The sequence below is a fragment of the Rhizobium sp. FG96 genome (assembly GCF_057808655.1).
In genome coordinates this window covers 182,202-196,675 of sequence record NZ_JBMDIL010000008.1, presented here as the reverse complement: position 1 = coordinate 196,675, position 14,474 = coordinate 182,202, and the positions used below count along the sequence as shown (strand labels likewise).

Here is a 14,474-nt window from a genome sequence, read left to right as displayed (position 1 = left end):
CCCTTTGGGATAGGCATCCCGAATCGTGCCATATTTGTCCACATGGCTGAAACGCTTGGATTTTGGCGATTTGATGGGCGAGAGCCTCAGCAGCTCGTCTTGCCGCAGGTCCGCATGTTCTTGACCTTCGCTTCCAGGTCGTCGAAGCCGACCGCACCCTGCACCAGCTCGTTGCCGATCACATAGGACGGCGTGCCTGAAATGCCGAGTTTCTGCGCCAGGTCATAGGCGTTCTGCACCGAGCCGGTATCCGGGCTCTTCGCCATTTCGTCGCGGATCTGCTTTTCGTTGACGCCGAGCGAGGAGGCGACTTCCATGGCGCTGTCTTCATCCGCACGGCCTTCGCCGCCGAGCAGCGCCAGGTGGAACTGCTCGTATTTCTCCGGCGCCAGCTTGCGGAAAGCGTCCGAAACCTTGTGGGCGGCAACCGATTCCGGTCCGAGGATCGGGAATTCCTTCAGCACGAAGCGGACATTCTTGTCCTTCTTCAGCATCGTCTGCATGTCGGAGAGCGCGTGGCGGCAGTAGCCGCAATTATAGTCGAAGAACTCGACGATGGTGACGTCGCCCTTCGGATTGCCGATCGAGATATCGTCCTTGGCGTCGAAGATGCTCTTGCTGTTCTCGCTGATCACCTGGTTGGCTTTGACGAGACGGGCTTCTTCCTGCTTCTTCTGCAGGGCGTCCTGAACGTCGAGCATGATCTCGGGGTTCTGGATCAGGTACTCCTTGATGAACTCGCCGAATTCTTTCTTCTGCGCATCGTCGAGTGCGGCAGCGGGCAGGGGCATCGCAAAGCTGGCAGCGAGCGCAAGGGCGGTGAAGGTTTTCGGAAAGAGAGCCATTGTGTCCTCGTCGGCTGATCGAATGCGATGCCGCTTCATAACATCGCCCGGTTAATGGGCTTGAATGCGAAGCATCAAATTACGGTGTGCGGCCCGGCCATCAAACAGGATTTTTCTGGATCGCCGCGCAATCGCGGGATTGTGATGAACCTGATAATGCGGCAATTGTCTGGCCGCAATTGAATATCCGGAGTTATCAGACCTTGTTTTCCGTATCGAAGCGCAGCGAAGTCGAGCCATTCCACGCCATGGATGTCCTGGCCGAGGCGACCAAACGGCGCGCCGCCGGCCACCCGGTCATCTCCATGGCGGTCGGCCAGCCCTCGCATCCGGCCCCGCAGGCAGCGCTTGAGGCGGCCCGCGCAGCCCTTGCGGAAGGCAAGATCGGTTATACCGATGCGCTGGGGACAGCGCGGCTGAAACATGCGCTCGCCTGGCACTATCGCGATCGCCACGGTCTGGAGATCGATCCGGCGCGGATCGCCATCACCACGGGCTCGTCTGCCGGTTTCAATCTCGCTTTCCTATCGCTCTTCGATGCCGGTGACGCTGTGGCGATTGCTCGGCCCGGCTATCCGGCCTATCGCAACATCCTCGGCGCCCTCGGACTGAAGGTGATCGAAGTTGCCGTGACGGCCGAGACGCATTTCACGCTGACGCCGGAAAGCCTGGAAGCCGCACAGCGCGAGAATGGCGTGAAGCTGAAGGGCATCTTGCTCGCAAGCCCGGCAAATCCGACCGGAACGGTGACAGGCAGGGCGGCGCTGAAGGCGCTTGCGGACTATTGCGCCGCCAATTCGATCGCCTTCATCTCCGACGAGATCTATCACGGCCTGACATTCGCCGGCGAGGAGGCCAGCGCGCTGGAGCTGACCGACGAGGCGATCGTGATCAACTCCTTCTCGAAATACTATTGCATGACGGGCTGGCGGATCGGCTGGATGGTGCTGCCCGAGCGACTGGTGCGCCCGATCGAGCGCGTCGCCCAGAGCCTCTATATCTCGCCGCCGGAACTGTCGCAGATCGCCGCGACGGCAGCGCTTGGCGCTGCGGCCGAGCTCGACGTCTACAAGGCGAGCTATGCCGCCAATCGTGACTTCCTGCTTCGGCGGCTGCCCGAAATCGGCCTGCCGGTGGCATCGCCGATGGACGGCGCCTTCTACGCCTATGTCGACGTCACACGCTTCAGCAATGACAGCATGGCCTTTGCCAAGCGTATGCTGGCGGAGATCAATGTCGCGGCCACGCCGGGTCTCGATTTCGATCCGCTGGAGGGAAACAGGACGATGCGCATGTCCTACGCGGGATCCGAATCGGAGATCGCTGAGGCCGTCGAGCGCATGGCCGGCTGGCTGAAATAGAGTCTGTTTTCCTGCGCTTGCGCCGGTTTCCTGAATCAATTCCGCAGGCGCTTGAATCAGTTTGTGAGCGGGCGAAGCGACAGGCGCCCGCGCTCCGCCAGCTCATTGCCGCCGATGCCGGCATGGCCCTTGCACCAGGCGATCGTCAAGGCGGCGTTGCGCGATAGCGCGCCGTCGATCGCCTGCCAGATGTCCTTGTTGGCGATCGCCCGATTCCTCAGATTGGCGTTGGCGCCGATCTTCTTCCAGCCGTTGTTCCGCCAGATCGGCCTCCAGAGCGTGCAGCCCTTTATGGCATAGGCCGAGTCTGTCCAGATGACTGCGGTCTCGCCAGATGCGTTTGCATCGACCCACCGCGCCGCTTACAGGATTGCCCGCAGTTCCATGCCGTTATTCTCGGCCTTAACGACGCCACCGGATGCCGATGCGATTTCGGCGCCGTCGCGATACGCAGCGAATGCCCAGCCGCCGTGGCCGGACTTCGGATCGAAGGAGCCATCGGTGAACAGGTGGAGGCCGCGGCGCATATCCGGCGCGTCTAAGATCTCGGTCATGCCAGTGGAGGGGCCTTGTGCTGGAATCATTGCTTTTAGGGTAGCGGCAAGGTGAAGGCCTGTCTGCGTTCGAGCGGAGCCCGTTCACAAGCCTCTTGACTAATCAATACCCATATGGCTATGAATAAACCCATAGCCAATGAGGTATGAATTGGAAACACAAAGCACCCAGGACCTGCTTTTCCGGTCGCTCGCCGATCCGACCCGCCGCGCGCTTTTCGAGCGCCTGTGTCTGGAGGGCGAGAAGACGGTCGGCGTGCTGACATCGGGAGCAGGGGTCTCGCAGCCCGTCGTCTCGAAGCATCTCGCCGTCCTCAAGCAGGCGGGCCTAGTGCGCGACCGGCATGAGGGACGCCAGACGCATTACAGCGCCCGCATCGAGGCTCTGGCCCCGCTGGCGGATTGGACGACGAAGATGGCCGGCTTCTGGGAGAGCCGGTTCGATGATCTCGAAGAGCTTTTGAAGAGGATGGACCAATGAGCGACGCAACCCACGAACGGCGCACCGTGATCGTCGAGCGGGAGATCGCCTTTCCGCCGGAAAAGATATGGCGCGCGCTGACGCAGCCGCATCTCTTGCAGGATTGGCTGATGCGGAACGATTTCAAGCCGGTGGTCGACCACCGCTTCAAGTTCAGCGGCGACTGGGGCTCGGTCGATTGCGCGGTCCGCGAAGTCGAGCCGAACAGGACGCTCTCCTACAGCTGGGACGCCCATGGCCTCGAAAGCGTCGTGACATGGACCCTGACGCCGACGGCGAAGGGCACGCATCTGCGCATGGAGCAATCCGGATTCCGCCCCGACCAGCAGCAGGGCTTCATGGGCGCACGCGCAGGCTGGCACAAATTCTTCGAGAACCTCGAGCAGCTGCTGGCGCGCGCTTGAGTTTCGGTCATATCTTCAGGGAGGAAACATTGGCTTTCAGCAGATTTATCCGGCAGGCGCACCGCTGGATCTCGATCATCTTCACGGTGACCGTCGCCGCCAATTTTGCAACCATGGCCTTCGGTACACCGCCGGCATGGGTCGTCTATTCGCCGCTGCTGCCGCTGTTCCTGCTGCTTTTCAGCGGCCTCTATCTCTTCGTCCTGCCTTATCTGGCAGGACGGAATTGACGCCAAGCGGCCTCTTCAACCCGGCGCGTTTCGGCTAACGTCGAGGCGACAAATGGATTCGGGAGGGTTCGTAGCGTGCGTCAGGTTCCGGCAGCCAATTGGGCGGAGAGCTATCACTACAGCTTCAGGGAATGCCTCAGCCCCACCTCGGTGGATGAGCTTTGCAGCATCGTCGCGCAATCGGGATCGCTGAAGGCAGTCGGCTCCGGCCACTCCTTCAACGGTATCGCCGATGGCAGTACCGCGATCCGGCTGACGGATATGCCTGCCAATCCGGTGGTCGAGAGCAACGGCACCGAAGTCAGCGTCGGCGGACACTGGACCTATGGCGATCTTGCCCAGTTTCTCCACGGCCAGCGGCTGGCAATCCACAATCTCGCCTCGCTGCCGCATATCTCGATTGCCGGCGCGATCGCCACGGCCACCCATGGATCGGGCGACGGCAACGGCAATCTGGCAACCGCGGTATCGGCTCTGGAATTCGTCGCCGCTGACGGCAGCCTCGTCAAGATCCAGCGCGGCGAGCCCGGTTTCGACGGCATGGTCGTCCATCTCGGCGCGCTCGGCATCGTGACGCGGGTGAGCCTCGATGTAAGACCGCAATTCGAAATCGCCCAGAGCGTCTATGAGGATCTCGCCTGGGATCAGCTGCTTGCCAATCTCGATCAAATCATGGCCGCCGGCTACAGCGTCAGCGTCTTCACGCAATGGGCGGAGAAGGCGGGGGCGATCTGGCTGAAGCGGACGGCTTCCGACGCTGACTGGCCGGCAGAGCTCCATGGCGCGGTGCGCGCCACGGTGAACCGTCACCCGATCATCGGGCTCGACGCCGGCAACTCGACGGAGCAGCTCGGCCGCTACGGACGCTGGTCCGACCGGCTGCCGCATTTCAAGATGGGCTTCACCCCGAGCAGCGGCGCGGAGATACAGTCGGAATTCCACGTGCCCCGGCAGCATGGCGCAGCCGCAATCGAGGCATTGCTGAAGATTCGCGAGCGTTTCGCGCCGCTTATCCAGGCCGGCGAGTTCCGTACCGTCGCAGCCGACACGCTCTGGCTCAGCCCTCAATATCAGCGCGATACGCTATCGATGCACTTCACCTGGCAGCGGGATCAGGATGCCGTCAACGAGGCGGTGCGCCATATCGAGGAGGCGCTACAGCCGTTCAACGCGCTGCCGCATTGGGGCAAGGTCTTCAACGAGCGCGGCATCGGTGCGCGCTATGAGAAGTTTGGCGATTTCGTCAATCTTCGCAACAGGATGGACCCGGAACGCAAGTTCTCGAATCCCTGGCTGGACGCGGTCGTCTTCGGCGCCGGCGAGGCCTGAAAATCGGCATGCCGCTACATCCGTACTTCCGGCTTTACTCATGAAAATGTCTTTCCGGTAGCAGGAAGGCAGGCTCTTCCGATGCCTTTGATAACTGCCGGTGGTGTCACGCTCAGGTCACGCTGGAGGGTGATATGACGTCTGCTTCTTGTTCAGGAGCAGGCAGTGAACCGCTTTATCATATACCTTCCGGACGACCGCGACTGGGTCAAGATACTGACCTCTTTGCAGAAGCTCGGAAGCCTCGAAACCGACCGCTCGCACATGGTGACGCTGGTCAGCCCCTTCGATACCGATCACATCGATGCCAAGCTGAAGGAAGGCCGCAAATCCTACGTCCTCGTCAAGGTCGAGGGCGAGTTGCGCTATAACGTCCGCGACCACGCCGCGACCGCCGTCCTGGCGATCCATGTCGAAGTCTGAGCCTTCGCCGATCCCAATCAATCCTTGAGCCATAAAAAAATCCGGCCGCGTTTCCACGGCCGGATTTTTGTTTTGAACTGTCAGGCTTCTTAGAAGAAGCCGCGGCGCTGCCACCAGCCGGCCTTCTTCGGCTTGCCGTCGCCTTCGGCCTCGGCAGCCTCGCGGGTCGACTTCACGGTCGGCGCAGACGAGGAGATGTTCGATTCGCGGTTGGCACGGACCGGCTTTGCTTCTTCGGCCGCAGCGGCTTCAGCAGCAGGAGCGGCGAGATCGGCGGATGCTTCGACAGTCTCGGCTTCCGGCTCTGCAGCGGCTGCAGGCGCTTCTTCGGCGACAACAGGCTCTTCGACCGGCGATGCAGCTGCCTTGCGGCGGCCACGACCGCGACCCTTGGCAGGCTTGACCTCTTCGGTGACGAAGGCACCGGTTTCGACTGCTGCCATGGCGCCTTCGCCCTCGGCTGCGTCAGTTGCAACGGCTTCGATCACTTCGGCCTGGGTTTCGACCGCGACGGTCTCGCCGGCTTCGGCTTCCGACTCGGCGTCGCCTTCACCTTCACCGTCGGCGGCATCGGCACTCAGTTCGCCGTTTTCGTCACGGTTGCGGCGTCCGCCACGCTTGCCACGGCGGCGGCGCTTGCGGCGCTGCTCGTTGTCGCTATCGCCTTCGGCGCGGGCTTCGGTTGCAGCGGCTTCATCGCCTTCTGCCTCGTCCTCATCGCCTTCTGCTTCGTCGGCACCGTCTTCAGCGGAGGCTTCGAGGCCCGAAGCCTGGTCGCCATTGCCGCCACGGCCACCACGACGGCGGCGGCGGCGCTTGCGCTTGCGGTTGCCGCCTTCGCTATCGCTTTCCGAACGCTGCTGGGCAGGACGCTCGCTGGCGGCTGCCTTTTCTTCCAGCTCTTCGTCTTCTTCCTCGTCCATCTCGATCACGACATCGTCGTCGTCATCGTCGGGGATAGCCGCGAAGTTGAAGAGCGTTTCGATCTTGACCGGGTTCTCGACCGGTTCGCCACGATCGATCGCGAAATGCTGCGAACCGATGCTGTTGTCGGCACCGATGACGATCGCCACGCCGAAGCGGGTTTCGTAATCGACGATCGACTGGCGCTTGTGGTTGAGCAGGTAGAGCGCGATGTCAGGCGTGGTGCGTACGGTGATGTCGTGCGTCGTGTTCTTGAGCAGATATTCCTCGATGCCGCGCAGGACGTGCAGGGCAACGGAGGACTGCGAACGGACGTGGCCGGTGCCGCCGCAATGCGAGCAGACCTGCGTCGTCGATTCCAGAACCGAAGCGCGGATGCGCTGGCGCGACATTTCCAGAAGGCCGAAATGCGAGATGCGGCCGACCTGGATGCGGGCGCGGTCGTTCTTCAGGCATTCCTTCAGACGCTTCTCGACAGCGCGGTTGTTGCGCTTTTCTTCCATGTCGATGAAGTCGATGACGATCAGGCCGGCAAGGTCGCGAAGGCGAAGCTGGCGCGCCACTTCGTCGGCGGCTTCGAGGTTCGTCTGCAGCGCCGTGTCTTCGATCGAGTGCTCGCGCGTCGAACGGCCGGAGTTGACGTCGATCGAAACCAGCGCTTCCGTCTGGTTCATGATCAGGTAGCCGCCGGACTTCAGCGTCACCTGCGGCTGCAGCATGCGGTCGAGCTGTGCCTCGATGCCGGAGCGCGAGAAGATCGGGTGAATGTCGCGGTAAGGCTGAACCACCTTGGCGTGGCTCGGCATCAGCATCTTCATGAAGTCTTTCGCTTCACGGTAGCCTTCTTCGCCGGCAACGATGATCTCGCCGATATCCTTGTTGTAGAGGTCGCGGATCGAGCGCTTGATCAGCGATCCCTCTTCGTAAACCAGGCAGGGAGCCGTCGAGGCGAGCGTCAGCGTGCGGACGTTCTCCCACAGGCGCATCAGATATTCGAAGTCGCGCTTGACCTCGACCTTGGTGCGGTTGGCACCGGCGGTACGAAGGATCACGCCCATGCCCTGCGGCACTTCCAGCATGCGGGCGATTTCCTTCAGCCGCTTGCGGTCCTGCGGGTTGGTGATCTTGCGCGAAATGCCGCCGCCACGCGCCGTGTTCGGCATCAGAACCGAATAGCGGCCTGCGAGCGACAGATAAGTGGTGAGAGCCGCGCCCTTGTTGCCGCGCTCTTCCTTGGCGACCTGCACGAGCAGGATCTGGCGGCGCTTGATGACTTCCTGGATGCGGTACTGCTTGCGCGGACGGCGGGCTGCGCGATCCGGCACTTCTTCCATCGCGTCTTCGGCGCCGACGGATTCGATCACTTCTTCTTCATGGTCGTGATCGTCGTCGTCATCGTCGTCATGGCCGCGGCGGCGGGAATCGACTTCTTCCGAGATCGAGTCGCTTTCGACCATTGCGGCCATCGAGCCGCCATTCGAATCGTCGTCGCTATCGACGGAAGCAACCGGTGCTTCGACATCGGTCGGAACGGCGTCTTCGGTCGCGGTGGTTTCGACAGCCTTCTTGCGGCTGCGGCGCGGCTTGGCCGCGGCCTTCTTCTTGGCCGGAGCGGCTTCTTCGGCAACCGGAGCCTCTGCCTCGGCCGGAGCCTCGGCTGCGACGTCCTCGGCAGGCTCGTCCTTGGCGACGATGCCGATGTCGGGCTGCTCCTGGTTCGCCGGATCGTTCATCGGCGCGGTCTCGACATGCTCGACGTCGTCGTCGCGGCGATGCTCTTCGGCCTCGGCGCGCAGCAGCGCCTGACGGTCGGCCAGCGGGATCTGGTAGTAATCGGGATGGATTTCGGCAAAGGCCAGGAAGCCATGCCGGTTGCCGCCGTAATCAACGAAAGCGGCCTGCAGCGAGGGTTCTACCCGCGTTACCTTAGCAAGATAGATGTTGCCGCGGATTTGCTTCTTGTGCTGCGACTCGAAGTCAAATTCTTCTATGCGGTTCCCGCGAACGACAACGACGCGCGTCTCTTCCTCGTGAGACGCGTCGATAAGCATTTTGTCTGCCATGTAAGCTGTGCTCCTCGGCGCAGCCCGATACGCGCATTCCCGCCGGTGTCTAGGACAGGCAGGGAACGGTTATGAGCGGTTGCGCCGGATAATGAAAGTCGCGATTGGTTCGGGAGGGTAGGCAGCAGCCAGGCAACAGCGGGGAAGATATTCTCCCGGGGCCTGTAGACTTTGGATAAAACCTGCTGCGACACCATTATGACCAAGCGAGATCGACAATACTAAGACCCGTAGGTCCGATGGGTTTGCTCCTCAGAGCGTTTGGTGGCTATCCACCGATGAAGTTTCCGCATACGCCGGAAAATTCAGAATCCAGTTCACTCGGCTAGAAACACATATGACGGCGGACGATTGCCGGTTGCGGCGCCAGGTCCTAGTGGGGTTGGCAGCCTTCGCGGCGACTCTATCCCGTCAGCACTTCTAACCTGAATTCGTTGTATGGTTTCTCTGTCACAATAGCAAGGGAAAAGCCAAATGTGCCATAATATTGATGGATTTCGGCACGCATAGAAAATCGGGGATAAACGGTCCTGATTCGGCATGCGCTGTGTTACAAGGCTCGGGGGAGCCTGACGGCGCTGGCGGGCGTTCGGGACCGATATGCAATGACAGATAGGGTGTGGCGGTCGATTGGTTAAGAGGGAGCGGCCCGCTAAAGGGCAATCCGGCAGGCGGATGAATATTTTGGCGGGCGCGCTCGTTGCTGCCGCGCTGTGTCTTCATGTGGGGCCTGCTTCGGCTGCCGATGGCGGCAAGCCCGAACCGCTGCTTGCCTATGGCGCCCGCATCATCGGCGATGACGCCCGCACCCGCATCGTCGTCGATTTCGACCGCGAACCGGCTTTCTCCGTTCACTACATCGCCAATCCCGAGCGTATCGTCATCGACCTGCCGGCGACCGCCTTCGGCTTCGATGCCAAGCAGCTCGGTGCCCGCGGTCTCTTCAAGGATATCCGCTACGGCGCGATGGGCGAGGGCAGTGCCCGCATCGTGCTGACGGCGATCAAACCGGTGAAGCTGGCGATCGCCAAGGTGCAGAAGGATGAGGACGGCAAGGGCCACCGACTGGTGCTCGATGCCGAGATGACGACCAAGGAGGAATTCGCGGCCCTCGTCAAAGGCCAGTCTTGGAGCGATCCGGCCGATCAGCAGGTGACGAGCGCGATACCGGCCGGAGAGGCGCCGAAGCCCGGCGACTTCATCATTGCCGTCGATGCCGGTCACGGTGGCATCGATACCGGCGCGATCGGCGTCGACACCAAGACCGAGGAAAAGCAGGTGACGCTTGCCTTTGCCAAGGCGCTGGCCGACCGGCTGAACCGCGAGCCCGGCATCAAGGCCTTCCTCACCCGCGATAGCGACGAATTCCTGTCGCTTTCCGAGCGCGTGCAGCTCGCCCGCCAGCACCATGCCGGTCTGTTCATCTCGCTTCATGCCGATACGCTGAAGCAGAAGGATATCAGGGGCGCCACCGTCTACACGATCTCCGACAAGGCATCCGACAAGCTCGCCGCCGATCTCGCCGAGCGCGAAAACCTCTCCGACCAGATCGCCGGCAAGGAAACCGTCGCCGAGCCGCCTGAGGTCGCCGACATCCTTCTTGATCTGACGCGGCGCGAGACCCAGGCCTTCTCGATCTCGCTTGCCGAGAATGTGCTCGGCTCCTTCAAGGATCAGATCGGCACGATCAACAATCCGCACCGGCATGCCGGTTTCCAGGTCCTGCGCGCACCCGACGTGCCCTCGATCCTGCTGGAACTCGGCTTCCTCTCGAATGTCGAGGATGAGAAGCTTCTCCTTGACGACCAGTGGCGGCTGAAGATGGCCGATCTGCTGACCGATGCCGTAAAGCGATACCATTCGTCGGTTGCCGCCAATGGCGGCTGATGCCGTGGCGAAGATGTGACAGTTTGAGCGAAAGCTGAGGATGGCAGTGGAATGGGGCAGGGGAGCCCTATTTTGCTCACATTCAGGCCGTTACTCCCGGCTATGTTTCTGACCCGAGAGGCGGAATCGGCTTGTCGCAGTGCCGCGCATGGAGTAAGCCGCGCGCAACGTGTAAATTGCGCGATCTGATGCGATGATACCGCCTGCGCCGATTGAAGATTTGGAATACCGGTAGCCCAACATGATCAGACTTCTTGGATATTTCTTCGGCATTGCTTGCGTCATGTTTCTTGGCGCAGCAGCTGTCGTGGCCGTTTATCTGGCCAACGTCGCGAAGGATCTCCCCGATTACGCCGTGCTGAACAGCTATGCGCCGCCCGTGACCACCCGCGTTCACGCCGGCAACGGCGCGCTGATGGCCGAATATGCCAAGGAAAAGCGCCTGTTCCTGCCGATCCAGGCAATCCCGGACCGCGTCAAGGCTGCCTTCCTTTCGGCTGAAGACAAGAATTTCTACAACCATCCGGGCGTCGACCTCACCGGTCTCGGCCGTGCTATCCTCGTCAACGTCCAGAATTTCGGCTCCGGCCGCCGCCCGGTCGGCGCCTCGACGATCACCCAGCAGGTCGCCAAGAACTTTCTTCTGACCTCGGACCAGACGATTGACCGCAAGATCAAGGAAGCGATCCTCTCCTTCCGCATCGAGCAGGCCTACAGCAAGGACAAGATCCTCGAGCTTTATCTGAACGAGATCTTCTTCGGCCTGAACTCCTACGGTATCGGCAGCGCAGCACTCACCTATTTCAACAAGTCGGTCACCGAACTGACGATCGCCGAATCCGCCTATCTGGCATCGCTGCCGAAGGGCCCGGCAAACTACCATCCGTTCCGCCACCCGGAAGCAGCGCTTGAGCGCCGCAACTGGGTCATCGATCGCATGGTCGAAAACGGCTATGTCAGCAAGGAAGACGGCGAAGAAGCCAAGAAGCAGCCGCTCGGCGTCACCGCCCGCAGCACCGGCCCGTCGCTCTTCGCGTCCGATTACTTCGCCGAAGCCGTGCGCCGTCAGCTGATCGACCAGTTCGGTGAGAAGGCGCTTTATGAAGGCGGTCTCTCGGTCCGCACCTCCCTCGATCCGCAGATGCAGCTGGCTGCCCGCCGCGCCCTGCAGGATGGTCTGACGACCTATGACGAGCGCCGCGGTTTCCATGGCCCGATCAAGACGATCGACACGACTGCCGACTGGGGCAAGGCCCTCGCCGACATTCCGGCCCTGTCGGACGTTCCCGAATGGCGCCTTGCCGTCGTTCTCGCCGTCTCCGACGACAGCGTCGATATCGGCCTGCAGCCGCCGAAGGACGGTGGCGGCAAGATCGGCCCGGATCGCGAGCGCGGCACCATCCAGGCAAAGAACATGCAGTGGGCCTATCGCTCGTCGACCGGCGACCGCAAGACGGCGAAGTCGCCTGAGGGCGTTCTGTCGCCAGGCGACGTCGTCTATGTTGCGCGCCAGGGCGGTGAGACATCGACATCATACCGGCTGCAGCAGCCACCGAAGGTTCAGGGTGGCCTCGTTGCCATGGACCCGAAAACCGGCCGTGTTCTCGCCATGGCCGGCGGCTTCTCCTACGGCCAGTCGGAATTCAACCGTGCGACGCAGGCGATGCGCCAGCCGGGTTCCTCCTTCAAGCCTTTCGTCTACGCAGCCGCGATGGACAACGGCTATACGCCCGCCTCCGTTATCATGGACGCCCCGATCGAGATCGTCTCCGGCGGTCAGGTCTGGAAGCCTGAAAACTACGGCGGCGAAGTCGGCGGCCCCTCGACGCTGCGTTCGGGCATCGAGCATTCGCGCAACCTGATGACGGTCCGCCTCGCCAACGACCTTGGCATGAACATCGTTGCCGAATATGCCGAGCGCTTCGGCATCTACGACAAGATGCCGCCGCTGCTCGCCATGTCGCTCGGCTCCGGCGAAACCACCGTTCTGCGCATGGTCTCGGCCTATTCGGTCATTGCCAATGGCGGCAAGCAGATCAAGCCGACGCTGATCGACCGCATCCAGGACCGCTACGGCAAGACCATCTTCAAGCATGAAGAGCGCGTCTGCGACGGCTGCAATGCCGGCGACTGGCAGAACCAGGAAGAGCCGAACATCGTCGACAACCGCGAACAGGTTCTCGACCCGATGACCGCCTACCAGATCACCTCGATGATGCAGGGCGTCATCACCCGCGGTACCGCCGCAGGCAAGATTGATCTCGGCGGCCGCGATGTCGCCGGCAAGACCGGTACCACCAACGATGAAAAGGACGCCTGGTTCGTCGGCTTCACGCCGGATCTGGTCGCCGGTCTCTACATGGGCTTCGACACGCCGGCGCCGCTTGGCCGCGGGGGTACGGGTGGCGGTCTCTCGGCGCCGATCTTCAACGAGTTCATGCAGGCAGCCGTCAAGGACATGCCGCCGTCTAAATTCGTGATCCCACAGGGCATGAACCTCGTCGCCATCGACCGCAAGACCGGCATGGCGGCGCAGGAAGGCGATCCGAACACGATCATCGAAGCCTTCAAGCCCGGCACCGGCCCGGCCGACAGCTTCTCGGTCATCGGCATGGACAGCACCATGTCTCCGGAAGAGATCCTGAAGACCTCGCCGCAGGCCAATCAGGCCGTTCAGTCGAACAGCGGCGGCCTCTACTAATCACCTTCGTCGAACGCCAGGCGGCGGCTGCGGGCTTTACATCCGCTGCCGCCGCAACTATTTGACGGGCCATCTCGAGACCAACGCAGAGAAGCAGGAAAATGCGCGCGGAGATCATAAACGTAGTCGATGAAACCAAGCAGGCTATCACCCTGCTGAGGAGGCATCTTTGACTGGGACCAGGCGATAAGACGGCTGGACTGGTTGAACAACAAGGCAGAGGACCCGAACCTCTGGAACGATGCCCAGGAAGCACAGAAGCTGATGCGCGAGCGCCAGCAGCTGGATGACGGCATCAACGGCGTGCGGCAGCTCGAGCAGCAGCTGAACGACAATATCGAGCTCATCGAGATGGGCGAGGAAGAGGGCGATGCGAGCATCGTCACCGAGGCCGAGGAAGCGCTGAAGGGCCTGAAGGCCGAAGCTGCGCGCCGCCAGGTCGAGGCGATGCTGTCGGGCGAGGCCGACAGCAACGATACCTATCTCGAAGTCCATTCCGGCGCCGGCGGCACGGAAAGCCAGGACTGGGCGAACATGCTTCTGCGCATGTACACCCGCTGGGCTGAGCGTTCGAAATTCAAGGTCGAGCTTCTGGAAGTCCATGACGGCGAAGAAGCGGGCATCAAGTCCGCGACCCTGCTCGTCAAGGGCCACAATGCCTATGGCTGGCTGAAGACGGAATCGGGCGTTCACCGCCTGGTGCGTATCTCGCCTTATGACAGCAACGCGCGCCGTCACACGTCCTTCTCGTCGATCTGGGTCTATCCCGTCGTCGATGACTCGATCAACATCGAGATCAACGAAAGCGACTGCCGCATCGATACCTACCGCTCCTCGGGCGCCGGCGGCCAGCACGTCAACACGACCGACTCGGCCGTTCGTATCACCCATATCCCGACCGGCATCGTGGTCGCCTGCCAGCAGGAACGCTCGCAGCACAAGAACCGCGCCAAGGCCTGGGACATGCTGCGCGCCCGCATGTACGAAGCGGAACTGAAGAAGCGCGAAGACGCGGCCAGCGCCGAAGCGGCATCGAAGACCGATATCGGCTGGGGCCACCAGATCCGCTCCTACGTCCTGCAGCCGTACCAGCTGGTCAAGGACCTGCGCACCGGCGTTGCCAGCACCGCTCCGGGCGATGTTCTCGACGGCGAACTCAACGAGTTCATGGAAGCGGCTCTCGCGCACCGCATCAGCGGCAAGCCCGACGCCGTCGTGGACGACATCGATTGATCGCTGCAGGCATGTGAATAAAGAAAGCCCCGGTCTCCC

Annotated in this window: 11 protein-coding genes and 1 pseudogene; 9 read left to right on the top strand and 3 right to left on the bottom strand. The window is 61.9% G+C overall.

Annotation, left to right across the window (positions count from 1 at the left end; translation table 11 throughout):
• Positions 1-86 precede the first annotated feature (86 nt).
• Positions 87-845, bottom strand: coding sequence for a DsbA family protein (locus ACODR6_RS17980; protein ID WP_489023351.1), 759 nt, complete (start codon positions 843-845; stop codon positions 87-89).
• Positions 846-1,048: 203 nt separating this feature from the next.
• Here ACODR6_RS17980 and ACODR6_RS17975 point away from each other — a divergent pair, with 203 nt between their 5' ends.
• Positions 1,049-2,206 (top strand): pyridoxal phosphate-dependent aminotransferase, encoded by a 1,158-nt coding sequence (locus tag ACODR6_RS17975; RefSeq protein WP_489023349.1) that lies wholly within the window; start codon positions 1,049-1,051, stop codon positions 2,204-2,206.
• Between the two features lie 56 nt (positions 2,207-2,262).
• On the opposite strand, the pseudogene ACODR6_RS17970 reads toward ACODR6_RS17975, so the two are convergent.
• Positions 2,263-2,760, bottom strand: a pseudogene (locus ACODR6_RS17970) (ribonuclease H family protein).
• A 151-nt stretch (positions 2,761-2,911) separates the two neighbouring features.
• On the opposite strand from ACODR6_RS17970, the gene ACODR6_RS17965 reads away from it, so the two are divergent.
• The 5 genes from ACODR6_RS17965 (at position 2,912) to ACODR6_RS17945 (ending at position 5,627) form a co-directional block, all read left to right on the top strand.
• Complete coding sequence (locus ACODR6_RS17965) at positions 2,912-3,241, top strand: ArsR/SmtB family transcription factor (protein ID WP_112720420.1); 330 nt, start codon at positions 2,912-2,914, stop codon at positions 3,239-3,241.
• Positions 3,238-3,645, top strand: a complete 408-nt coding sequence (locus ACODR6_RS17960; protein WP_489023347.1) for an SRPBCC family protein — start codon at positions 3,238-3,240, stop codon at positions 3,643-3,645. The genes ACODR6_RS17965 and ACODR6_RS17960 overlap by 4 nt, the downstream gene beginning before the upstream one ends.
• Positions 3,646-3,674: 29 nt before the next feature.
• Entirely contained in the window at positions 3,675-3,875 is a 201-nt protein-coding gene (locus ACODR6_RS17955; protein ID WP_489023345.1) for a hypothetical protein, read from the top strand.
• A 75-nt stretch (positions 3,876-3,950) separates the two neighbouring features.
• A complete protein-coding gene (locus tag ACODR6_RS17950) occupies positions 3,951-5,204 on the top strand; it encodes a D-arabinono-1,4-lactone oxidase (protein ID WP_489023343.1) in 1,254 nt (417 codons plus the stop codon).
• A 165-nt stretch (positions 5,205-5,369) separates the two neighbouring features.
• The gene (locus ACODR6_RS17945; RefSeq protein ID WP_112720416.1) at positions 5,370-5,627 is read left to right on the top strand and encodes a hypothetical protein; all 258 of its coding nucleotides are present in this window, start codon (positions 5,370-5,372) and stop codon (positions 5,625-5,627) included.
• Positions 5,628-5,716: 89 nt separating this feature from the next.
• Here the strand turns inward: ACODR6_RS17945 and ACODR6_RS17940 are convergent, their stop codons facing one another.
• Complete coding sequence (locus tag ACODR6_RS17940) at positions 5,717-8,614, bottom strand: Rne/Rng family ribonuclease (protein WP_489023341.1); 2,898 nt, start codon at positions 8,612-8,614, stop codon at positions 5,717-5,719.
• A gap of 675 nt (positions 8,615-9,289) precedes the next feature.
• Between ACODR6_RS17940 and ACODR6_RS17935 the strand changes: the two genes are divergently transcribed.
• The 3 genes from ACODR6_RS17935 (at position 9,290) to prfB (ending at position 14,435) form a co-directional block, all read left to right on the top strand.
• Entirely contained in the window at positions 9,290-10,501 is a 1,212-nt protein-coding gene (locus ACODR6_RS17935) for an N-acetylmuramoyl-L-alanine amidase (protein ID WP_489023339.1), read from the top strand.
• Positions 10,502-10,742: 241 nt separating this feature from the next.
• On the top strand, positions 10,743-13,202 hold the full coding sequence (locus tag ACODR6_RS17930; protein WP_112720413.1) for a penicillin-binding protein 1A: 2,460 nt from the start codon (positions 10,743-10,745) through the stop codon (positions 13,200-13,202).
• 101 nt (positions 13,203-13,303) lie between these two features.
• Positions 13,304-14,435 (top strand): peptide chain release factor 2 gene (gene prfB, locus ACODR6_RS17925; protein ID WP_112720412.1). Its coding sequence is split into 2 segments (ribosomal slippage): positions 13,304-13,372 and positions 13,374-14,435, totalling 1,131 coding nucleotides; the frame shifts between segments, so codons are not numbered across the junction.
• Positions 14,436-14,474 lie beyond the last annotated feature (39 nt).

What these genes read in the sequence shown, in the direction of transcription:
- ACODR6_RS17980 (WP_489023351.1), bottom strand. Translation starts at nt 845, where the DNA reads ATGGCTCTCTTTCCGAAAACCTTCACCGCCCTTGCGCTCGCTGCCAGC.
- ACODR6_RS17960 (WP_489023347.1), top strand. Translation starts at nt 3,238, where the DNA reads ATGAGCGACGCAACCCACGAACGGCGCACCGTGATCGTCGAGCGGGAG.
- ACODR6_RS17940 (WP_489023341.1), bottom strand. Translation starts at nt 8,614, where the DNA reads ATGGCAGACAAAATGCTTATCGACGCGTCTCACGAGGAAGAGACGCGC.
- ACODR6_RS17935 (WP_489023339.1), top strand. Translation starts at nt 9,290, where the DNA reads ATGAATATTTTGGCGGGCGCGCTCGTTGCTGCCGCGCTGTGTCTTCAT.
- ACODR6_RS17930 (WP_112720413.1), top strand. Translation starts at nt 10,743, where the DNA reads ATGATCAGACTTCTTGGATATTTCTTCGGCATTGCTTGCGTCATGTTT.